The sequence below is a fragment of the Kitasatospora sp. GAS1066B genome, from assembly GCF_041262605.1.
In the GTDB taxonomy this organism is placed as follows: domain Bacteria; phylum Actinomycetota; class Actinomycetes; order Streptomycetales; family Streptomycetaceae; genus Kitasatospora.
This window is the reverse complement of sequence record NZ_JBGCCO010000015.1, coordinates 108,768-131,888: the sequence shown is the minus strand read 5'-3', so window position 1 is coordinate 131,888 and position 23,121 is coordinate 108,768. Positions and strand designations below refer to the sequence as shown.

Annotated in this window: 2 protein-coding genes (1 of these 2 cut by a window edge); both read right to left on the bottom strand. The window is 71.6% G+C overall.

The window, feature by feature from the left end; genetic code table 11:
• Positions 1–10: 10 nt before the first annotated feature.
• Positions 11–13,417, bottom strand: a complete 13,407-nt coding sequence (locus ABH937_RS18765; protein ID WP_370218891.1) for an amino acid adenylation domain-containing protein — start codon at positions 13,415–13,417, stop codon at positions 11–13.
• Positions 13,417–23,121, bottom strand: the 3' end of a protein-coding gene (locus ABH937_RS18760; protein WP_370218890.1) for a non-ribosomal peptide synthase/polyketide synthase. The gene runs 12,327 nt beyond the window's last position; the window shows 9,705 of its 22,032 coding nt (coding positions 12,328–22,032); its start codon lies off the right edge, out of view; it ends in the stop codon at positions 13,417–13,419. Before ABH937_RS18760 ends, ABH937_RS18765 begins: the two co-directional genes overlap by 1 nt.

Here is a 23,121-nt window from a genome sequence, read left to right as displayed (position 1 = left end):
ACGCGTCGAGTCAGGCCTGATGCTCCGTCAACTCCGTGATCGCACGGGCGATCTCGGCGAGGGGTTCGGGATCCATCAGGCCGTGGTGGGTGGCGTCCAGGTGATGGTCGATGATCCGGCCCTCGATGTGCGGGGCCCAGGCGGTGGCCGGCGGGGTGCCCTCGGGGCGCCGGCGGGTGGCGGTGAAGAAGAGCACGTCGCCGCGGAAGCGGGCGGGCTCGAAGTCCCGCATCATCCGGACGTGGCGCTCCCAGGCGTCGCCCATGGCACCGAGGTCCTCGGCGGAGAAGGACGAGAACGAGCTCTCCACCAGGGTCTGCACCACCTGCTCGCGGGTGAGCGGCGTGCCATCCGTGCCCGGACGCTCGACCTGGAACATCTCCAGGAAGACCGCCAGGGTTTCCTGTTCGTCCCGCTCGGTGCCCTTCACCGTGTAGGCGGCGTACGGGTAGGCGTCCATGATGCCGAGCACGGCCACCTCCTCGCCCAGCTCCTGCAGCCGACCGGCGATGGCATGGACCACCAGGCCGCCGAAGGAGTGGCCCAGCAGGTGGTACGGGCCCGACGGCTGGACCGAACGGATGTGGGCCACGTAGTCGGCGGCCATCTGCTCGACGGTTTGGGGCAGTTGCTCGGTCTGGGTGAGGCTGCGCGCCTGGAGGGCGTAGAGCGGACGATCGGGCAGGTAGGGCAGCAGACGGCTGTAGCCCAGCGCGACGCCGTATCCGGCGTGGACGCAGAACAGTGGAGGTAGCGCGCCCTCGCGGCGTAGTGGCATCAACTCGGCGAACTTGTCGCCGAGTTCGGCGCCTGTGGCGAGGCGCTGCGCGAGGTTGGCCACCGTGGGCGCCTCGAACAGGTCTCGCAAGGCCAGCTCCTCGCCGAGCACCGTGCGGATGCGGCTGACCAGGCGGGTGGCGAGCAGCGAGTGGCCGCCGAGGTCGAAGAAGTCGTCGTCGACGCCGACCCGGGGCAGCGACAGCACCTCGGCGAAGAGCACGGCCAGGACTTCCTCGTGCGGGGTGCGGGGTTCGCGGCCGGGCGCCGTGGTGAGGTCGGGGGCGGGGAGGGTGCGGCGGTCGAGCTTGCCGTTGATGGTGAGGGGGAGGGTGTCGAGCGGGATGATCGCGCTGGGGACCAGGTAGTCGGGCAGGGTGGTGGCCAGGTGGCTCCGGATCGCCGTGATGTCGAGCTCGCCCACGGGCACCACGTAGCCGACCAGACGCTTGTCGCCGGGGAGGTCCTCGCGGACCAGCACGGCGGCCTGCACGACGGCCGGGTGTGCGGCCAGGGCGGCCTCGATCTCGCCGGGCTCGATGCGGAAGCCGCGTAGTTTGACTTGCTGGTCGGCGCGGCCGGCGTATTCGATCTGGCCGTGGTGGTTCCAGCGGGCGAGGTCGCCGGTGCGGTACATGCGCTCGCCGGGAGCGCTGAAGGGTGCCGCGATGAAACGCTCGGCGGTCAGGCCGGGTCGGTCCAGGTAGCCGCGGGCGAGGCCGGCGCCGGCCAGGTAGAGCTCGCCGGTGCTGCCTGTCGGTACTGGGTGGAGGTGTGCGTCGAGGATGTAGGCGCGCATGTTGTCCAGCGGGCGGCCGATGGGCAGCGGGCCTGGCTGGCGGCTGGCGGTGTGGGTGGTGGCGAAGGTGGTGGTTTCGGTGGGGCCGTAGCCGTTGACGACAGTGGTGTCGGGGCAGGCGGTCTGGAGGCGGGTGACGGCGGTGGGGGAGACGACGTCGCCGCCGGTCCATAGTTCGCGGACGCCGTGCAGGCAGTTGGGGTCTTCGTCGGCGATGAGGGCGAAGAGGCCTGCGGTGAGCCAGAGCCCGGTGACGTTGTGGTGGGTGATCAGGCGGCCGAGTGAGGCTGTTGTGATGTCGCCGGCGGGGGCGACGATGATCTGACGGCCGGTCAGGAGTGGTGCCCACAGCTCGAAGGTGGAGGCGTCGAAGGAGTGCGGGGAGTGCAACAGCACGCGTTCCATCGCGGGGCCGGCGAAGCGGCGGTCGGTGGCGAGTGCGACGACGTCCTGGTGGGTGACGGCGACGCCCTTGGGGCGGCCGGTCGAGCCGGAGGTGTACATCACGTACGCCAACTGCCGTGCATCGCACGGGATATCGACGGTTTCACCGACGCGGTCGCCGACCTCCAGGACGGTGAGCCTGAGTTCCCCGGCCTGCTCGCGCAGTGCGGTGTCGGTGAGGATCACCTTCGCCCCGGTCTCCGCGAGGATCGCCTGACGGTGCGCGAGCGGGTAGCGGGCATCGAGCGGGACGTAGCAGCCGCCGGCCTTCACCACCGCCAGCAGCGCGATCACGAGCTCGGCCGAGCGTTCCATCAGAACAGCCACGCCGCGCTCGGCGCCCATGCCTTCCGCGATCAGGCGCCGGGCGAGTCCGTTGGCCCGGGCGTCCAGCTCCGTGAACGTCAACTCGACGTCGCCGCAGACCAGCGCCACCGCATCCGGCGTCCGCGTGACCTGCGCGGCGAACAGTTCCGGCAGTGTCCCGGTCACCGGCTCGACCGCCGTGTCGTTCCACTCCGTCAGGATCCGCCGCCGCTCCACCTCATCCAGCACCTCGACGTGCCCGAGGGGCAACGTCGGAGCGGTCTCCAGCGCCTCGACCAGCCCCGCGAGCGTCGTGTTCAGCAGCGTGCACACCAGCTCGGCGTCGATCGGGGCCACCGCCTGCGCGGTGAGGACGAACCCGGCGCCGAGGTCGTCGATCGACACGGTCAGCGGGTAGTTGGTGCGCTCCCGGTTGTGCAGGACCTCGATCCCCGACGGCTGGGCTCCCGAGGAATCCGGCGCCGGCTGCTCGGCGGCGTGGCTGTGCCGGTAGTTGAGCAGCGCGGTGAACAGCGGAGTCGCGCCACCGATCCCGCTGGCCTTCTGGGCGAGCGCGAGCGGCGCGTGCTCGTGCACCAGCAGGTCCGCGAGTTGCCCGCGCATCGCGAGCAGTGCCTCCGCCACCCCGACACCGGCGGTCGGCACCCGGACCGGAAGCGTGTTGATGAACAGGCCCGGCACCCGGTCGGCGCCGCTGCCACCGCTCATCCGCCCGAACAGCACGGTGCCGAACACCACGTCGTCACAGTGCGAGGTCGCCGCGACCACCCGGGCCCAGGCCACGTGGAAGACGGCGGCGGCGCTCACACCGAGTCGCCGGGCCTGCTCCCGCACCCGCTCCGCCAGTTCGGCGGCCAGGTGCAGCTTGGCCTCCGCCACCCCGCTGGCATCCCCGCGCACGTCCAGCAGGCCGAACGGCGCGGTCGGCTCGCTCACCCCGCCCAACAGCCGTGCGAAGAAGCGCTCGTGCTCCTCCCGGGAGACCCGAAGCCGTGCCTGCGCGACGAAGTCGCGGAACGGCAGCGGCATCGGCAGCCGGTCCTGCTCGCCGTCCAGCACGGCCTGGATCTCCTCCAGCAGGACCTCCATCGCGGTGTGATCCGTCGACAGATGGTGCCGCTGGAGCAGCATCAGCCACCGCTCGCTCCCCGGCTCGGCCGCGATCCGGGCCCGCAGCAGCGGCGCCCGGCCGAGGTCCATGGCGGCGGGGCAGGCGGCGGAGAGCTCGGCCGCCGGATCGGTGCCGGTCAGCTCGACCAGTTCCACCGGCAGCAGGGCGCGGCGGGCGACCACCTGGACCGGTTCGGGCAGGCCTTCCCAGAGAACCGCCGTGCGCAGGATGTCGTGCCGGTCCACCACGTGCTGCAGCGCGGCCAGGAAGGTGTCGAGCCGCGTCCGCGAGTCGAAGGTGACCACGGTCGGCAGCACGTAGACGTCATCGCCGCCGGCGTTCATCAGGTGGTGGAAGAAGATGCCCTCCTGCAGCGGAGCCAGCGGGTAGATGTCCGCGATGTTCGGCGCGCCGCCGGGGAACACCGAGACGATCCGCTCGATCTCCTCCGCCGTCAGGTCCACCAGCGGCAGCATCTGAGGCGTGATCAGCTGCGCGTCGGCGGGGATCAGGTTCGGCGGCACCGCCACCTCGCCCACCGTGGCGGCGGCGGCCAGGCCCGCGACGGTCGGCGAGGTGAAGAGGGTCCGGATGTTCACCAGGACACCTCGCGCGCGCAGCCGTTCCACCAGCGAGACGGCGAGCAGCGAGTGGCCGCCCAGCTGGAAGAAGTCGTCGTCCAGGCCAACCTGTTGTGCCCCGAGGACCTCGGCGAACACCTCGCACAGCACCTCCTCGCGCAGCGTGGTGGGCGCCCGGTAGTGCGAGCCCGCGACGAAGTCGGGCGCGGGCAGCGCGCGTCGGTCCAGCTTGCCGTTCACCAGCAGGGGCAGTGCGTCGAGCACCACCAGAGCCGCCGGCACCATGAAGTCGGGCAGGGTCGCGGCGAGGTGGGCGCGTACCGCCGCCGGGTCCAGGTCGCCCGCGGGGACCGCGTAGCCGACCAGGCGCTTGTCACCGGGAACGTCCTCGCGTACCGCCACGGCGGCCTGCGCCACCGCCGGGTGCGAGGCGAGCGCGGTCTCGACCTCGCCCACCTCGATCCGGTAGCCGCGGATCTTCACCTGGTCGTCGGTGCGCCCGGCGTACTCCAGCGTCCCGTCCGCACGCCACCGCGCCAGGTCCCCGGTGCGGTACAACCGATCACCCGCGGCGCCGAACGGATCCGCCACGAAGCGCTCCGCCGTCAGGCCGGGACGGTTCAGGTAGCCGCGTGCCAACTGCACTCCGGCGACGTACAGTTCGCCCAGCGCGCCGGGCGGCACCGGCCGGAGGCCGGCGTCGAGCAGGTAGACGCGGGTGTTCCAGACCGGGCCGCCGATCGGCACGGATCCGCTGCCGTGCTCGCCCGCGCAGGCCCACTCGGTGGTCTCCACCGACGCCTCGGTCGGCCCGTACAGGTTGTGCAGCGACACACCGGGCAACACCTGCGCGAAGCGGTCCCGCAGCTCCGCCGACATCGCCTCGCCTCCGCACATCACCTCCCGCAGTCCCGTACACGCCGGGGCCAGCGACTCGCCGAGGAACGCGCGGAGCATCGACGGCACGAAGTGAGTGACCGTCACCCGCTGACGCCGGATCAGCTCGGCCAGGTACTCCGGTTCACGGTGGCCACCGGGACGCGCCACCACCAGCGTGGCGCCCTGCGACAACGGCCAGAAGATCTCCCACACCGACACGTCGAAGCCGAACGGGGTCTTCTGCAACAGGCGGTCCGAGGCCGTCAGACCGTAGACGTCCTGCATGCACGCCAGCCGGTTCACGATTCCCGTGTGCGGAATCACGACGCCCTTGGGACGGCCCGTCGACCCCGACGTGAAGATCACGTAGGCCGGATGCCCGGGGACCAGGCCGCGATCGCCGAGATCAGCCGCGTCGTGCTGGTCGGCCTCGTCGACGAGCTCCCGCGTGACGACGACCGAGGCCTTCGCCTCGCCGAGCACGTACGCGATCCGGTCGGCCGGGTAGTCCGGGTCGACGGGCAGGTAGGCGCCGCCGGCCTTCAGGACCGCGAGGAGCGCGACGACCAGTTCGGTGGAGCGTTCCATCAGCACCGGCACCACCGACTCCGGCCCCACCCCGCGCTCGACCAGCAGCCGCGCCAGCCGGTTCGCCCGGGCGTTCAAGTCGCCGTACGTCACCTCGACGCCCTCGAACACCACCGCCGGCGCGTCGGGAGTCCGCCTGACCTGAGCCTCGAACAGCCCCGGCAGGGTCGCGGCCGGCACCTCATGGGCGGTGTCGTTCCACCCGACCAGGATCCGCTGCCGCAACGCGTGGTCCAGGACGTCGATCTCGGTCAGCGGGGTGTCGGGTGCGCTCTCCAGCGCGGTGACCAGGCCCTGGAGCGTGGTGTGCGCCAGGGCGCAGACGAGCTCGGGGTCGATGGGCGCCACCGCGTGGACGGAGAGCGCGAACCCGACGCCGAGGTCGTCCACCGACAGGGTCAGCGGGTAGTTGGTGCGGCTGTCGCCGTGCCGGACCTCGATGCCCTGCGGCTCAGCAGCCTGGACCGGCTCCTCGGGGCCCTGGCCGTGGCGGTAGTTGAGCAGCGTGGTGAAGAGCGGTGCCGGCGCCGTGATGCCGCTGGCCTGCTGGGCGAGGGCCAGTGGGGCGTGCTCGTGCACCAGCAGGTCGGCGAGCCGGCCGCGCATGGCGAGCACGGCATCCACCGCGCTCACGCCGGCGGTGGGCACCCGGATCGGGAGGGTGTTGATGAACAGGCCGGGTACCCGGTCGGCGCCGCTGCCGGCGTTCATCCTGCCGAAGAGCAGGGTGCCGAAGACCACGTCGTCGCGGCCGGCGGTGGCGGCGACCACCTGGGCCACGGCGACGTGGAAGAGGGCGGCCGGGCTGACGCCCAGTGCCCGGGCCCGCGCCCGGATCCGGGCGGCGAGCTCGGGGCTCAGCGGGAGGCGGGCGTCGGTCGCCTGTCGGCCGTCGCCGCGCACGTCCAGCAGGCCGAACGGTGCGGTGGGTTCGGTGACGTCGCCGAGCAGTTCGGTGAAGAACGTCTCGTGCTCCTCGCGGGAGACGCCGAGGCGGGCCTGGGCGACGAAGTCGCGGAACGGCAGTGGGGTGGGCAGGTCGGCCTGCTGCCCGTCCAGCACGGCTTGGATCTCCGCCATCAGCACGTCCATCGCCGTGTGGTCGGTGACCAGGTGGTGGCGCTGGAGGAGTAGCAGCCAGCGCGCGCTGCCCGGATCGGCGTCCTGCTCGGTGTCCGGCTCGGTGTTCGGCTCGGCGGCGATGTGGGCGCGCAGCAGTGGTGCCCGGGTCAGGTCCATGGTCGCCGGGCAGGCGGCGGTGAGCTCGGCCACCGGATCCGGTCCGGTGAGCTCGACCAGGGTGACCGGCAGCTCGGCCTGACGGGCCACGACCTGCACCGGCTCGCGCAGGCCCTGCCAGAGCACGGCGGTGCGCAGGATGTCGTGCCGGTCGACGATGAGCCGGAGCGCATCCAGGAAGGTGTCCAGGCGCTCGCGGGAGTCGAAGGTCAGCGTGGTCGGCAGGACATACGGGTCCATGCCGTCGGCGTTCATCAGGTGGTGGAAGAAGATGCCCTCTTGGAGGGGGGCGAGGGGGTAGATGTCGGCGATGTTGGGTGCGCCGCCGGGGAAGGTGGTGGTGATGCGGTCGATCTCCTGGGGTGTGAGGTCGACGAGGGGGAGCATCTGGGGGGTGATGTGCTGGGCGTCGGCAGGGATCAGGTTGGGTGGGACGATGACCTCGGCCGTGCCGGCTCCGGTGGTGGCGGTGGTCAGGCCGGCGACGGTGGGGGTGGTGAAGAGGGCGCGAACGCTGATGTGGATGTCGCGGGTGCGGAGTCGTTCGACGAGGGTGACGGCGAGGAGGGAGTGGCCGCCGAGTTCGAAGAAGTTGTCGTCGAGGCCAACTTGGGGCAGGCCGAGCGTCTCGGCGAAGACCTCGCAGAGCACCTCTTCCTGGGGGGTGGAGGGTGCGCGGTAGTTCGCGGTGGCGGTGGTGAAGTCGGGGGCGGGGAGCGCACGGCGGTCGAGCTTGCCGTTGACGGTCAGGGGCAGCGCGTCGAGGAGCACGAGCGCGGCCGGGACCATGTAGTCGGGGAGTTGGGCGGCGAGCTGCGCACGCACCTCCGCGACATCCAACTCCGCTGTGGCGGCGACGTATCCGACCAGTCTGTCCTCGCGGACGATGACGCTGGCCTGGGTGATGCCGGGTTGTGCGGCCAGGGCGGCTTCGATTTCGCCGAGTTCGATGCGGAAGCCGCGGATCTTGACCTGGTCGTCGGTGCGGCCGAGGTATTCGAGGTTGCCGTCGGTGCGCCAGCGGGCGAGGTCGCCGGTGCGGTACATGCGCGAGCCGGACGGGCCGTGGGGGTCGGCGATGAAGCGTTCGGCGGTGAGGTTCGGGCGGTTGAGGTAGCCGCGGGCGAGTTGGGTGCCGGCGATGTAGAGTTCGCCGGCCACTCCGGTGGGGACGGGGTGCAGGGTGGCGTCCAGGACGTAGGCGCGGGTGTTCCACATGGGCCGTCCGATGGGGACGATCGTGCTGAGCTCGTCGGTGCCGAGCTGGTAGTCGGTGCAGCCGACGGTGGTTTCGGTGGGGCCGTAGTGGTTGACGATCGCGACGCCGGGGTGACGCTGTCGCCACTGTTCGAGCTGTGCGCTCTGGGAGGCTTCGCCGCCGACCATGAGGCGTCCGGTGGGGATGTGGGTGTCGGAGAGTGCGTCGAGGTAGGCCAGGCCGCTGGGGGTGGTCTTGAGGAAGCTCAGGTGCTCGTCGGCCAGGGCCTGGGGCAGGTGTTCGTCCAGGGGGGCTATGCGGACTCGGCCGCCGGTGGTGAGGGCGCCGTAGAGGGCGGTGACGCCGGCGTCGAAGGAGATGGAGGCGTGCAGCAGGGTGGTGCCGCGCAGTTCGGGGTAGGCCTCCTGGCTGCGGGCGATGTAGTTGACGACTGCGGCGTGGGGGATCAGGACGCCCTTGGGGCGGCCGGTGGAGCCGGAGGTGTAGATGACGTAGGCCGGGTGCTGCGGGGCCACGGTCGTACCGAGGTTCTCGTCGCTGTAGGAGGAGGCCGATACCTCGTCGATCAGCAGAAACTGACGCTGCGTCAGCTCATTTGCCCGGTCCACGCAGCTACTGGTGGTCAGCACTACCTGCGGGTGGGAATCGTCCAGCAGGTAGGCGATCCGCTCCACCGGATACTCGGGGTCGATCGGCACGTAGGCGCCACCGGCCTTGAGGACCGCGAGCATGGCCACGATCACGTCGGCCGAGCGCTCCATGAGCACCGCGACCAGCGACTCCGGTCCGACCCCGCGCTCGACCAGTAGCCAGGCCAGACGGTTGGCGCGTGCGTTCAGCTCGGCGTAGCTCAGGACGGCACTGCCGTGGACGACGGCCTCGGCCTCGGGCGTCCGGGCGGCCTGCGCCTCGAAGAGCTCGGGCAGCGTGGTCGCCGGGACCTCGCGGGCGGTGTCGTTCCACTCGGTCAGGATCCGGTGTCGCTCAGCATCATCCAGGATCTCTACGTGCGTGACCGGTCGCTCCGGCTCGGCTGCCACCGCGTGCAGCACGCGCAGCAGCCGCTCGGCGATCTGCTCGACGGTCGTCGCGTCGAACAGGTCCACGGCGAAGGTGACCGTGCCACGCAGCCCGGCCGGCGCGCCATCGACGGCGAAGGACTCGCTGAGCGTGAACGCCAGGTCGAAACGGGCCGCCAACTCGCCGGAGGGCACGAGTTCGGCCTGCAGGCCGGGCAGGTCGATGACCGCTTGGGCGTTGTTCTGGAGGGAGAGCATGACCTGGAAGAGCGGGTGGCGGGCCATGGACCGCGTTGGGGCGAGTTCCTCGACGAGGCGCTCGAAGGGGACGTCTTGGTGGGCGAAGGCGCTGAGGCCGGTTTCCCGGACGCGGTGCAGGAGTTCGGTGAAGGTGGGGTCGCCGGTGAGGTCGGTGCGCAGCACGAGGGTGTTGACGAAGAAGCCGACCAGGTCGTCGAGCGCGTCGTCGGTGCGTCCGGCGATCGGGGTGCCGATCGGGATGTCGGTGCCGGCGCCCAGGCGCGAGAGCAGGACGGCGAGTGCTGCCTGTAGCACCATGAAGACCGTCACTCCCTCGGCGCCGGCCAACTTGGCCAGACGCTCGTGAAGTTGTGCGGGAACCGTCAGCTCAACCGTGCCGCCTCGGTGGCCGGCGATCGCCGGGCGCGGCCGGTCGGTGGGCAGTGCGAGTTCTTCCGGTAGCTCGGCCAATGCTGCTCGCCAGTAGGTGAGTTGCTGGGCGAGCACGCTGGCCGGGTCCTCGGGCGAGCCGAGCAGCTCGCGTTGCCAGAGCGCGTAGTCCGCGTACTGCACCGGCAGCGGCTCCCACAGCGGAGCCGCCCCCGCCAGTCGGGCCGCGTAGGCGGTGGAGATGTCGCGGGCCAGCGGGCCCATCGACCAGCCGTCACCGGCGATGTGATGCACCACCACCAGCAGCACGTGCTCGGTCGCGCTCTGGGAGAACAGCCAGGCCCGTAGTGGTATGTCGGCAGCCAGGGCGAAAGCGTGGCCGGCTGCCCGTGCCACCGCCTGCTCGTCGAACGTGCCCACCGTCAGCAGCGAACCGACCGTGTCGGCCGCCCGCACCTGCTGGCAGGGCTGCCCGTCGACCGTGGTGAAGACGGTCCGCAGGACCTCGTGCCGGTCCACGACATCCCGTAGCGCGGCATCGAGCGCCGCAGTCTCCAGCGGGCCCGTCAGGTGCAGGCAGAGCGGGATGTTGTAGGTGGCGCTGGGGCCCTCCAGCTGGCCGAGGAACCAGAGGCGTTGCTGGGCGAAGGAGACCGGCACCGCCTCGGGGCGCGGGCTCGCCACGAGTGCCGGACGCCCCTGTCCGGCGCCCTCCAGCCGGTCGGCCAGCGCGGCGACAGTCGACGCCTCGAACAGGGCGCGGATCGGCAGTTCGACGTCGAGGGTGGTGCGGATGCGGCTGATCAGGCGGGTGGCGAGCAGGGAGTGGCCGCCGAGGTCGAAGAAGCTGTCGTCGACGCTGACCTGCGGCAGGCCCAGCACCTGTGCGAACAGCTCGCAGAGGAGCTCTTCGTGCGGGGTGCGGGGTTCGCGGCCGGGCGCCGTGGTGAGGTCGGGGGCGGGGAGGGTGCGGCGGTCGAGCTTGCCGTTGATGGTGAGGGGGAGGGTGTCGAGCGGGATGATCGCGCTGGGGACCAGGTAGTCGGGCAGGGTGGTGGCGAGGTGGGTCCGTACTGCCGTGATGTCGAGTTCGCCGGTGGGCACCACGTAGGCGGTGAGTCGCTTGTCGCCGGGGGTGTCTTCGCGGATGATGGCGGCGGCCTGCGCGATGGTCGGATGGGTGGTCAACGTGGTTTCGAGTTCGCCGAGTTCGATGCGGAAGCCGCGTAGTTTGACTTGCTGGTCGGCGCGGCCGGCGTATTCGATCTGGCCGTCGTGGTTCCAGCGAGCGAGGTCGCCGGTGCGGTACATGCGCTCGCCGGGAGCGCCGAAGGGTGCCGCGATGAAGCGTTCGGCGGTGAGTCCGGGTCGGTTGAGGTAGCCGCGGGCGAGGCCGGCGCCGGCCAGGTAGAGTTCGCCGGTGCTGCCTACAGGGACCGGGTGGAGGTGCGCGTCGAGGATGTAGGCGCGCGTGTTGTCCAGCGGTCGGCCGATCGGCAGCGCCATGCCGGTGTCCGCCACCGGGTGGGTGGTGGCGAAGGTGGTGGTTTCGGTGGGGCCGTAGCCGTTGACGACAGTGGTGTCGGGGCAGGTGGTCTGGAGGCGGGTGGCGGCGGTGGGGGAGACGACGTCGCCGCCGGTCCATAGTTCGCGGACGCCGTGCAGGCAGTGGGGGTCCTCCTCCGTCATGAGGGCGAAGAGGCCTGCGGTGAGCCAGAGTCCGGTGACGTTGTGGTGGGTGATCAGGCGGCCGAGTGAGGCTGTTGTGATGTCGCCGGCGGGGGCGACGATGATCTGACGGCCGGTCAGGAGTGGTACCCACAGTTCGAAGGTGGAGGCGTCGAAGGAGTGCGGGGAGTGGAGCAGTACGCGTTCCATCGCGGGGCCGGCGAAGCGGCGGTCGGTGGCGAGTGCGACGACGTCCTGGTGGGTGACGGCGACGCCCTTGGGGCGGCCGGTCGAGCCGGAGGTGTACATCACGTACGCCAACTGCCGTGCATCGCAGCACACTTCGAAGGCGTCACCGGTGTGGTCGCCGACCTCCAGGACGGTGAGCCCGAGTTCCCCGGCCTGCTCGCGTAGTGCGGTGTCGGTGAGGATCACCTTCGCCCCGGTCTCCGTGACGATGGCTTGGCGGTGTGCGAGCGGATACCGCGTGTCGAGTGGCACGTAGCAGCCGCCGGCCTTCACCACGGCTAGCAGCGCGATCACCAGCTCGGCGGAGCGTTCCATCAGCACCGCGACCCCGGCCTCGGCGCCCACGCCTTCCGCGATCAGGCGCCGGGCGACTCCGTTGGCCCGGGCGTCCAGCTCCGCGAATGTCAACTCGACGTCGCCGCAGACCAGCGCCACCGCATCCGGCGTCCGCGTGACCTGCGCGGCGAACAGTTCCGGCAGTGTCCCGGTCACCGGCTCGACCGCCGTGTCGTTCCACTCCGTCAGGATCCGCCGCCGCTCCTGCTCATCCAGCACCTCGACGGCCGAAACCGGCCGGTCCGGCTGTGCCAAGACGGCCCGCAGCACCCGGACGAAACGCGCGCCGATCTGCTCGGCCGTTTCGAGGTCGAAGAGGTCGAGAGCGAAGGTCACGCTCGCGTACAGCCCCGCCGCCACGCCGCCCGCGCCGGACTCCTCACCGAAGGTGAAGGCCAGATCGAACTTGGCCGGGGCCTGCGCGGCGGCCAGCGGCTCGGCGGTCAGACCGGGCAGATCGAGTGCAGGCTGGGCGTTGTTCTGCAGCGAGAGCATGACCTGGAAGAGCGGGTGGCGGGCCATCGAGCGCGCTGGGGCCAGTTCCTCGACCAGGCGCTCGAAGGGCACGTCCTGGTGCGCGAACGCGCCGAGGCCGGTCTGCCGCACCCGGTCCAGCAGTTGGGTGAAGGACGGGTCGCCGGACAGGTCGGTGCGCAGCACCAGCGTGTTGACGAAGAAGCCGACCAGGTCGTTGAGCCCCTCGTCCATCCGTCCGGCGACCGCCGTGCCGATCGGGATGTCCGTCCCGGCGCCCAGGCGCGACAGCAGCACGGCGAGCGCCGCCTGCAGCACCATGAACACGGTGCAACCCTTTGCCCGAGCCAGCTCCACGACACCGCCATGCAGTTCGGCGGGAACGGCGAACTCGACCGTGCCGCCCCGGTGGCCGGCGACCGCCGGGCGCGGGCGGTCGGTGGGCAGTGCCAGTTCCTCCGGAAGCTCCGCCAGCGCGCCGCGCCAGTAGGCAAGTTGCTCGGTGAGCAGGCTCTCCGGGTCGTCTTCCTCGCCCAGCAGCTCGCGCTGCCAGAGCGCGTAGTCCGCGTACTGGCCGGGCAGTTCCTCCCACTGCGGGGCGCGACCCGCCAGCCGGGCCTGGTAGGCGGTGGAGACGTCCCGGGCCAGCGGACCCATCGACCAGCCGTCACCGGCGATGTGATGCACCACCAGCAGCAGCACGTGCTCGGTCGCATCCCGCGAGAAGAGCCAGGCCCGCAGCGGCAGTTCGTCCGACAGATCGAAGACGCAGCGCGCGGCTCCGGCCACCGCCGCGCTGAGCTCGGTCTCGTCGAAGGTGGCCGCGTCGACCGTGGTCAGCAGCGGGCCGACCGAGTCCGCCGCCCTGATGTCCTGCCAGGGCTGCCCGTCGACCGCCGGGAAGACCGTGCGCAGCACCTCGTGCCGGCCCACCACGTCGCGCAGCGCGGCATCCAGCACCACCGGGTCGAGCGTGCCGGTCAGCCGCAGGCAGAGCGGGATGTTGTAGGTGGCGTTCGGCCCCTCCAACTCGCTCAGGAACCACAGGCGCTGCTGTGCGAATGAAACCGGGATCATCAGGACTCCTTCTGCCCGCGCATTGCCCGGAACGCGGGCCGTGCCTTCTTGTTGAGCTTGTTCAGTGCATCGAGCCGCTCGGCCACGCCGGCCACCGTCGGTGCCTCGAAGAGGGCCTGGATCGGCAGTTCCACGTTCAGCACGGTGCGGATCCGGCTGACCAGCCGGGTGGCCAGCAGCGAATGCCCGCCCAGCTCGAAGAAGTTGTCGTCCAACCCGACCTCGGGCACACCCAGGACCTGGGCGAAGGCCTCGCAGAGTTGCTCCTCGCGAGGCGTGGTCGGGGCCCGGTGAGCGACCAGCGAGCTGAGCTCGGGGGCCGGCAGGGCCTTGCGGTCGAGCTTGTTGTTGGTGGTCAGCGGCAGCGACGGCAGCAGCACGGCCGCCGACGGGACCATGTAGTCCGGCAGCGACCCGGCCAGGTACCGGCGCAGGTCGTCGACGGTGACCGTGGTGTCAGCCGGGTCGGCCAGCACGGCGTAGGCGACCAGGCGTTTGTCGCCCGGGCGGTCCTCGCGGGCGATCACGGCCGCGTCGGCGAGCGCCGGATGGGCGCTCAACACCGCCTCGACCTCGCCGAGTTCGATCCGGAAGCCACGGATCTTCACCTGGTCGTCGGCCCGCCCGACGAACTCCAGCTGACCCTCGGCCGTCCACCGCACCAGGTCTCCGGTGCGGTACATGCGCGCGCCGGCCGGACCGAACGGGTCCGCCACGAACCGCTGCGCGGTCAGGTCGGCCCGGCCCAGGTAGCCGCGCGCCAGGCCGCTCCCCGCCAGGTACAGCTCGCCGGCGGTTCCCACCGGCACCGGGCGCAGCGCGGAATTCAGCACGTAGGCACGGGTGTTGTCCATCGGCCGCCCGATCGGGAGCACCGGCGGCACCTGCTCGCTGGCCAGCACCGGGACCTGGGTGGCGCAGAGCGTGGTCTCCGTCGGCCCGTAGGTGTTGCGGACCACGATGCCGGGGCAGGCCTCCAGCACCCGACGGACCGCCGTCGCGGGGACGATGTCGCCGCCGGTGCCCACCTCGTGGATGTCGGCGAACGCGGCCGGGTCGTCCTCCGCGAGCACCCGGAACAGGCCCGCCGTCAGGTGCAGGTGCGTCAGCCGGTGGCGGGTCTTCAGCGAGCGGATCGCCGCCGCGTCCAGCCGGCCCTCGGGGGCCACCACCACCGTGCCGCCCGCCGTCAGCGGCACCCACAACTCGTAGGTCGAGGCGTCGAAGGCGTGCGGGGACTGGAAGAGCACGCGCTGCGGCACCGTCTCCCGCCAGCACCGGTCCGAGACCAGCTCCACGACGCCGCGATGGGTGTTGGCGATGCCCTTCGGCACGCCCGTGGAGCCGGAGGTGTACATCACGTACATCGGCTGGTCGGGCAGGCTGTGTACGGCCAGGTTCTGCGCCGCCAGGTTCGCCGCGTCACCGGCCCCGGTGGCCGCGTCGACCACCAGGACGTCGGCGCCCCCGGCCGCGACGCCCCGGACGAACCCGTGCTCGCGCGTCACCTCGTCCACCAGCAGCAGCCCGGCGCCGGCGTCCTGGTACACCACCGCCATCCGCGCCTCGGGCGCCCGCGCGTCGATCGGCACGTACGCGCCGCCCGCCTTGAGCACGGCCAGCAGCGTGACCACCAGGTGCGCCGAGCGCCGCATCAGCACGGGCACCAGCGACTCCGGTCCCACCCCGCGCTCGGCGAGCAGGCGGGCCAGGCGGTTGGCGCGGGCGTTGAGTTCGGCATAGCTGAGCTCGGTGTCGTCCTGGACCAGCGCCACCGCGTCCGGCGTCCGCGCCGCCTGTGCCTCGAACAGCTCGGTCAGGCTCACGGCGGGAGTGTCGACGGCGGTGTCGTTCCACTCGGTCAGCAGCGTGTGCCGCTGCGCCTCGGTGAGGACCTCGATCTCGGTCAGCGGGGTGTCGGGTGCGCTCTCCAGGGCGCTGATCAGGCCCTGGAGGGCGGTGTGCGCCAGGCTGCAGACCAGCTCGGGGTCGATGGGTGCGATCGTCTGGGCGGAGAGCAGGAACCCGCTGCCGAGATCGTCGATCGCCATGGTGAGCGGGTAGTTGGTGCGGTCCTGCCCGTGCTCGGCCTCGACGCCCGCCAGACCGGCGTCCGCGCCGTCCTCGGGGGCGTGGCTGTGGCGGTAGTTGAGCAGCGCGGTGAAGAGCGGTGCCGAGCCGCCGATCCCGCCGGCCCGCTGGGCGAGGGCCAGCGGGGCGTGCTCGTGCACCAGCAGGTCGGCGAGCCGGCCGCGCATGGCGTGCACTGCCGCCAGGGCACTGATCCCCGCGGTGGCGAGGCGCACCGGCAGGGTGTTGATGAACAGGCCCGGTACCCGGTCGGCGCCGCTGCCGGCGTTCATCCGGCCGAAGAGCAGGGTGCCGAAGACCACGTCCTCACGGTTGGCGGTGGCGGCGACGACCCGGGCCCAGGCGACGTGGAAGAGGGTGGCCGGGCTGACGCCCAGCACCCTGGCGTGCTCGCGCACCCGCGCGGCGAGCTCGGCGCTCAGCGGGAGTTCGGCCTCCGTGACCCGGCTGCCGTCGCCGCGCACGTCCAGCAAGCCGAACGGTGCGGTGGGTTCGGTGACGTCGCCGAGCAGTTCGGTGAAGAACTCCTCGTGCTCCTCGCGGGAGACGCCGAGGCGGGCCTGGGCGACGAAGTCGCGGAACGGCAGCGGGGCGGGCAGCCGGTCCTCCTCATCGGCCAGGATCGCCTGGATCTCGGCCAGCAACACGTCCAGCGCGGTGTGGTCGGTGACCAGGTGGTGGCGCTGGAGCAGCAGCAGCCAGCGCGCGCTGCCCGGTTCGGTGTCCGCTTCGGCGGCGATGTGGGTGCGCAGCAGCGGTGCCCGGGTCACGTCCATCGACGCGGGAGCGGCGGCGTAGAGCTCGGCCACCGGATCCGCGCCGCGGAGCTGGTGCTGCTCGACAGGGAGGGCGGCCTGACGGGCGACGACCTGGACCGGCTCGGCGAGGTCCTGCCAGAGCACGGCGGTGCGCAGGATGTCGTGCCGGTCGATCACGCGCTGGAGTGCGTCCAGGAACGAGTCCAGGCGCTCACGCGAGTCGAAGGTCAGCATGGTCGGCATGACGTAGATGTCCTCGCCGCCCTCGCCGGTGGCCATCAGGTGGTGGAAGAAGATGCCCTCTTGGAGGGGGGCGAGGGGGTAGATGTCGGCGATGTTGGGTGCGCCGCCGGGGATGGTGGTGGTGATGCGGTCGATCTCCTGGGGTGTTAGGTCGACGAGGGGGAGCATCTGGGGGGTGATGTGCTGGGCGTCGGTGGGGATCAGGTTGGGCGGGACGATGACCTCGGCCGTGCCGGCTCCGGTGGTGGCGGTGGTCAGGCCGGCGACGGTGGGGGTGGTGAAGAGGGTGCGAACGCTGATGTGGATGTCGCGGCTGCGCAGGCGTTCGACGAGGGTGACGGCGAGGAGGGAGTGGCCGCCGAGTTCGAAGAAGTTGTCGTCGAGGCCGACTTGGGGCAGGCCGAGCGTCTCGGCGAAGACCTCGCAGAGCACCTCTTCCTGGGGGGTGGAGGGTGCGCGGTAGTTCGCGGTGGCGGTGGTGAAGTCGGGCGTGGGGAGGGCGCGTCGGTCGAGCTTGCCGTTGACGGTCAGGGGCAGCGCGTCGAGGAGCACGATCGCGGCGGGGACCATGTAGTCGGGGAGTTGGGCGGCGAGTTGTGTCCGGAGCGCGGTGACATCCAACTCGCCCGTGGCGGTGACGTATCCGACCAGTCGGCGGTCGCCGGGGGTGTCTTCGCGGACGATGACGCTTGCCTGCGTGACGCCGGGTTGGGTGGCCAGGGCGGCTTCGATTTCGCCGAGTTCGATGCGGAAGCCGCGGATCTTGACCTGGTCGTCGGTGCGGCCGAGGTATTCGAGGTTGCCGTCGGTGCGCCAGCGGGCGAGGTCGCCGGTGCGGTACATGCGCGAGCCGGACGGGCCGTGGGGGTCGGCGATGAAGCGTTCGGCGGTGAGGTTCGGGCGGTTGAGGTAGCCGCGGGCGAGTTGGGTGCCGGCGATGTAGAGTTCGCCGGCCACGCCGGTGGGGACGGGGCGCAGGGTGGCGTCCAGGACGTAGGCGCGAGTGTTCCACATGGGGCGTCCGATGGGGACGACGGTGCCGAGTTCGTCGGTGCCGAGGGGGTAGTCGGTGCAGCCGACGGTGGTTTCGGTGGGGCCGTAGTGGTTGACGATCGCGACGTCCGGGTGGTGCTGTCGCCACTGCTCCAACTGGGTGGCCTGCACCGCTTCGCCGCCGACCATCAGGCGTCCGGTGGGGATGTGGGTGTCGGAGAGCGCGTCCAGGTAGGCCAGGCCGCTGGGGGTGGCTTTGAGGAAGCTCAGGTGCTCGTCGGCCAGGACCTGGGGGAGGTGTTCGTCCAGGGCGGCTATGCGGACGCGGCCGCCGGTGGTGAGGGCGCCGTAGAGGGCGGTGACGCCGGCGTCGAAGGAGATGGAGGCGTGGAGCAGGGTGGTGCCGCGCAGTTCGGGGTAGGCCTCCTGGCTGCGGGCGATGTAGTTGACGACTGCGGCGTGGGGGATGAGGACGCCCTTGGGGCGGCCGGTGGAGCCGGAGGTGTAGATGACGTAGGCCGGGTGCTGCGGGGCCGCGGCTGTGCCGAGGTTCGCGCCGCTGTGCTCGGACAGTGAAAGGCTTTCCAGCGGCAGGATCTGAGTGTCTGTCAGCTCGCCTACCCGGTCCACGCAGCTACTGGTGGTCAGCAGGACCTGCGGGCGGGAGTCGTCCAGCAGGTAGGCGATCCGGTCCACCGGGTACTCGGGGCCGATCGGCACGTAGGCGCCGCCGGCCTTGAGGACGGCCAGCAGCGCGACCACCAGCTCGGCCGAGCGCTCCATGAGCACCGCGACCAGCGACTCCGGTCCGACCCCGCGCTCGACCAGTAGCCGGGCCAGGCGGTTGGCGCGTGCGTTGACCTCGGCGTAGCTCAGCTCGGTGGCCTCGAAGGCCACCGCGATCGCCTCGGGCGTGCGCGCCACCTGCGCCTCGAAGAGCTCGGGCAGCGTGGTCGCCGGGACCTCGCGGGCGGTGTCGTTCCACTCGGTCAGGATCCGGTGCCGCTCAGCGTCATCCAGCACCTCCACCCGGTCGACCGGCAACTGCGGCTCGGCCAGCACCCCCGTCAGGACCCGCACGAAGCGCTGGGCCAGTTGCTCGGCCGTCGTGGCGTCGAACAGGTCCACGGCGAAGGTCAGCGTGCCGCTGAGCCCGGCCGGTACCCCGTCCGGGTCGAAGGCCTCGCCGAGGCTGAGGCCCAGGTCGAACCTGGCCGCGGCCGGACCGGTCGGCATGGGCGCGGCCGTGAGGCCGGGCAGGTCGATGACCGCTTGGGCGTTGTTCTGGAGGGAGAGCATGACCTGGAAGAGCGGGTGCCGGGCCATGGACCGCGTTGGGGCGAGTTCCTCGACGAGGCGCTCGAAGGGGACGTCTTGGTGGGCGAAGGCGCTCAGGCCGGTCTCCCGGACGCGGTGCAGGAGTTCGGTGAAGGACGGCTCGCCGGAGAGGTCGGTGCGCAGCACGAGGGTGTTGACGAAGAAGCCGACCAGGTCGTCGAGCGCGTCGTCGGTGCGGCCGGCGATCGGGGTGCCGATCGGGATGTCGGTGCCGGCGCCCAGTCGCGAGAGCAGGACGGCGAGTGCTGCCTGTAGCACCATGAACACCGTCACCCCCTCAGCGCGCGCGAGCTCCTGCAGTTGCTGGTGCACCTCGGCGGGCACGGCCAGGTCGACGAAACCGCCCTGGTGGCCGGCGATCGCCGGGCGCGGCCGGTCGGTGGGCAGCGCGAGTTCTTCCGGCAGCTCGGCCAATGCTGCTCGCCAGTAGGCGAGTTGCTGCGCGAGCACGCTGGCCGGGTCCTCGGGCGAGCCGAGCAGCTCGCGCTGCCAGAGCGCGTAGTCCGCGTACTGCACCGGCAGTGGCTCCCACAGCGGGGCCGCCCCCGCCAGTCGGGCCGCGTACGCGGTGGAGATGTCGCGGGCGAGCGGGTCCAACGACCAGCCGTCACCAGCGATGTGATGCACCACCACCAGCAGCACGTGCTCGGTCGCGCTCTGCGAGAACTGCCAGGCATGCAGCGGAACGTCGGCTCGCAGGTCGAAGGTGTGGGCGGCGGCCTGGCTGATCGCCTGCTCGTCGAAGGCGGCCACGGTGAGGAGCGAGCCCACCGCGTCGATCGGCAGCACCTGCTGGCGCGGGTGGCCGTCGACGGCCGGGAAGACCGTGCGCAGCACCTCGTGCCGCTCCGTCACGTCGCGCAGCGCCTGGTGCAGGACCGCCGTGTCCAGCGCGCCGGACAGGCGCAGCGCCAACGGAATGTTGTAGGTGGCGCTGGGGCCCTCCAACTCGCCGAGGAACCACAGGCGTTGCTGGGCGAAGGAGACCGGGACGGCCTCGGGGCGCGGGCTCGCCATCAGCGCCGGGCGCCCTTGGCCCGCTCCCTCCAGCCGGTCGGCGAGCGCGGCGACACTTGATGCCTCGAACAGGGCGCGGATGGGCAGTTCGACGTCGAGGGTGGTGCGGATGCGGCTGACCAGGCGGGTGGCGAGCAGGGAGTGGCCGCCGAGGTCGAAGAAGCTGTCGTCGATGTTGACCTGCGGCAGGCCCAGCACCTGTGCGAACAGCTCGCAGAGGAGCTCTTCGCGCGGGGTGCGGGGGCTGCGACCCGCTGTCGCGGTGAGGTCGGGGGCGGGCAGGGCGCGGCGGTCGAGCTTGCCGTTGATGGTGAGGGGGAGGGTGTCGAGCGGCATGATCGCGCTGGGGACCATGTACTCGGGCAGGGTGGTGGCCAGGTGGCTCCGGATCGCCGTGATGTCGAGCTCGCCCACGGGCACCACGTAGCCGACCAGACGCTTGTCGCCGGGGAGGTCCTCGCGGACCAGCACGGCGGCCTGCGCGACGGCCGGGTGTGCGGCCAGGGCGGCCTCGATTTCGCCGGGCTCGATGCGGAAGCCGCGTAGTTTGACTTGCTGGTCGGCGCGGCCGGCGTATTCGATCTGGCCGTCGTGGTTCCAGCGAGCGAGGTCACCGGTGCGGTACATGCGCTCGCCGGGAGCGCCGAAGGGTGCCGCCACGAACCGCTCGGCGGTCAGACCGGGTCGGTCCAGGTAGCCACGGGCCAGGCCCGCACCGGCCAGGTAGAGCTCGCCGATGCTGCCCGCCGGGACCGGGTGCAGGTGCGCGTCCAGGATGTAGGCGCGCATGTTGTCCAGCGGGCGACCGATCGGCAGCGCCATGCCGGTGTCCGCCACCGGGTGGGCGGTGGCGAAGGTGGTGGTCTCGGTCGGGCCGTAGACATTGGTCACGACCGTGCCCGGGCAGCGGGTCAGCACCTGGGCCACCGCGACGGGGGAGACCACGTCGCCACCGGTCCACACCTCGCGCAGACCGGCGAAGCAGCCGGCGTCCTCGTCCGCGAAGAGCGTGAACAGGCCGATGGTCAGGAACAGCCAGGTCACCCGGTGCTCGGTGACCACCCGGGCCAGCGAGGCCGCGGTCAGGTCGCCCGCCGGCGCCACCACCACCTGACGGCCCGTCAGCAGCGGTGCCCACGGCTCGAAGGTGGCGGCGTCGAAGGAGTGCGGCGAGTGCATCAGCACCCGCGCCAGGCTCTCGGACGCGAACCGGCTCTCCATCGCCAGCGCCACCACGTCACGGTGGGTGACGGCGACGCCCTTGGGGCGGCCGGTCGAGCCTGAGGTGTACATCACGTACGCCAACTGCCGTGCATCGCAGCGGACGTCGACGGCGTCACCAGTGTCCGCGCCGACCTCCAGGACGGTGAGGCCCAGGTCCGTGGCCTGTTCGCGCAGCGCCGTGTCGGTGAGGATCACCGTCGCTCCGGTCTCCGCGAGGATCGCCTGACGGTGCGCGAGCGGGTAGCGGGCATCGAGCGGGACGTAGCAGCCGCCGGCCTTCACCACGGCCAGCAGCGCGATCACGAGCTCGGCCGAGCGTTCCATCAGAACAGCCACGCCGCGCTCGGCGCCCACACCCTCGGCGATCAGGCGCCGGGCGAGCCCGTTTGCCCGCGCGTCCAGCTCGGCGTACGTCAACTCGACACCGTCGGCCACCACGGCGACCGCGTCCGGCGTCCGCGCCACCTGCGCCGCGAACAGCTCCGGCAGCGTCCCTACGGGGACCGGGCGATCGGTGTCGTTCCACTCGGTCAGGATCCGGTACCGCTCGACGCTGTCGAGGATGTCGATCTGGTCGACCGGCCGCTGCGGCTCGGCGGTCACGGAGTGCAGGACGCGGAGGAAGCGGTCGGCGATCTGCTGCGCGGTTCCAGCGTCGAAGAGATCGCGCGCGAAGGTCAGGCTGCCGCGTAGGCCGGACGCGCCGGGCTCCTCGTCCAGCGCGAAGGTCAGGTCGAACTTCGCGGTCGGCTGGCCGGCCGGTATCACCGCGGCGTCCAGCCCGGGCAGGTCCACCACGGCCTGAGCGGTGTTCTGCAGGGTGAGCATGACCTGGAAGAGCGGGTGCCGGGCCATGGAGCGCGCCGGGGCGAGTTCCTCGACGAGGCGCTCGAAGGGCACGTCCTGGTGGGCGAAGGCGCTCAGCCCGGTCTCGCGCACCCGGCCGAGCAGTTCGGCGAAGGTGGGGTCGCCGGTGAGGTCGGTGCGGATGACGAGGGTGTTGACGAAGAACCCGACCAGGTCGTCCAGGGCGTCGTCGGTGCGGCCGGCGATCGGGGTGCCGATCGGGATGTCGGTGCCGGCGCCGAGCCGGGAGAGCAGGACGGCGAGTGCCGCCTGCAGCACCATGAACAGGGTGACACCCTCGGCCTGCGCCAATTCCTGCAAGCGCTGGTGAAGTCCAGCCGGGACGTCGAGCTCGACGTCGCCGCCGCGGTGGCTGGCGATGGTGGGGCGCGGTCGGTCGGTGGGGAGGGTCAGTTCCTCGGGCAGTTCGGCCAGGGCCGAGCGCCAGTAGGCGAGTTGCTGGGTGAGCAGGCTCGTCGGGTCTTCGGGCGAGCCGAGCAGGTTGCGTTGCCAGAGTGCGTAGTCGGCGTATTGGACGGGCAGCGCCTCCCAGGCGGGGGTCTGGCCGGTGAGGCGGGTGGTGTAGGCGGTGGAGAGGTCGCGGGCGAGTGGGACGGTGGACCAGCCGTCGCCGGCGATGTGGTGGATCACGACGAGCAGCACGTGCTTGTCGGCGCTCTGGGAGAACAGCCAGGCTCGCAAAGGCAGTTCGGCTGCCAGGTCGAAGGCGTGGGCGGTGGCCCGGGTGATGGCCTGCTCGTCGAAGGTGGTCACGGTGAGGAGCTCGCCGAGGGTCTCGGCGTTCAGGACCTGCTGGTGGGGCTGGCCGTCGGCGGAGGGGAAGACGGTGCGCAGCACCTCGTGCCGGCCCACGACGTCGCGCAGCGCTGCGTCGAGCGCGGTGACGTCGAGGTCGCCGGTGAGCTGCAGCGCCAGCGGGATGTTGTAGGTGGCGTTCGGCCCCTCCAGCTCGTTGAGGAACCAGAGCCGCTGCTGGGTGAACGCGAGCGGCAACACCTCCGGCCGTGCGCCTGCCGTCAGCGCCGGGCGCCGGTCGGTGGTGTCGTTCAGTCGCCGGGCGAGGGCGGCGACCGTCGGCGCCTCGAAGAGTGCGCGGATGGGCAGTTCGACGTCGAGGGCGGTGCGGACGCGGCTGATCAGGCGGGTGGCGAGCAGGGAGTGGCCGCCGAGCTC

Coding starts and splice junctions, on each gene's coding strand:
- ABH937_RS18765 (WP_370218891.1), bottom strand. CDS start 13,417: ATGATCCCGGTTTCATTCGCACAGCAGCGCCTGTGGTTCCTGAGCGAG.